The sequence below is a fragment of the Vibrio sp. 10N.222.46.A1 genome, assembly GCF_041473595.1.
Taxonomy (GTDB): Bacteria; Pseudomonadota; Gammaproteobacteria; order Enterobacterales; family Vibrionaceae; genus Vibrio; species Vibrio tasmaniensis_A.
Map to the genome: position 1 here is coordinate 1 of NZ_JBFRSN010000913.1, position 969 is coordinate 969.

Here is a 969-nt window from a genome sequence, read left to right on the forward strand (position 1 = left end):
GGTAAGTGGAGCCCTAGTAAAACGGAGTGATTAAAGGGTTATAGATATTTCAGTGTAAAGTTGAATTTATAAATTCATACTGATATTAATGACATTTGACATACAGCTTTAGTCTGGAATTCAATGAACGACGCTAACTTACGTAGACTTCAACAACTTATTGCAAAGTATGAAATAGGTGAAGAGTATCATCTAACGATCGATGATCTCGAACACTCGCTATCGACTTCTCGCAGAAACACTTCGATCATTCTTAAATGCTTATCGGAATATCGCTGGATTTGTTGGATTCCGTCTAAAGGGAGAGGGAAGCTTAGCCAATTTAGAATTTTGGTCAGCTTTCCCGAAGCATTAGAACAAGTGTTAGCGCTTCAGTTAGAACAGGGGGGCTTTAATGTTATTCCCCGTCTTCTAGAAAGCTATGGTGATGCGGCAATAAAGGCACTGACGCTAGCGACTGAAAAACATAGTCTGTTCAATCAACAACATGACCATTTACTGATCACTCAATATCCGTGGGTCGATAACCTTGAGCCAGCCAAAACATACCGAACTGGTGAACATCACATCTTAAGAAGCCTCTACAATACGCTACTCGTCCAAGATCATGATGGAAATCCCCAAGCGAGCCTCGCGCACCATTGGAAGATGGAAGGGCGCTTTCTGCATTTTTGGTTGAGACCGAATGTGTTATTCCATGACGGTGAAACTTTAACGGCCAAAGATGTTGCTCAATGTTTGTTGCAGCTAAAAAATATTGAAGGTCCGGTACAGTCTTTATTTGATCAGGTCAGTGATGTTCAAGTGGTGGGTGATAAACAACTGACTATTGAGCTGACATACGCAAACCCAATGTTTCTCCATGCTTTGACTAGTCCACACGCGTCTATTTATCGTCGTAAGCGTACCTATTTTTCGAGTGGCCGCAGTGCCTATATCGGAACAGGACCTTTCTCATTGGATGATTGG

Annotated in this window: 1 protein-coding gene; it reads left to right on the forward strand. The window is 41.9% G+C overall.

All coding sequences use genetic code 11. From position 1 onward, the window contains the following. Positions 1 to 123: 123 nt before the first annotated feature. The coding region (locus AB4496_RS21920; RefSeq protein ID WP_372131960.1) for an ABC transporter substrate-binding protein at positions 124 to 969 on the forward strand (846 nt) is incomplete at its 3' end.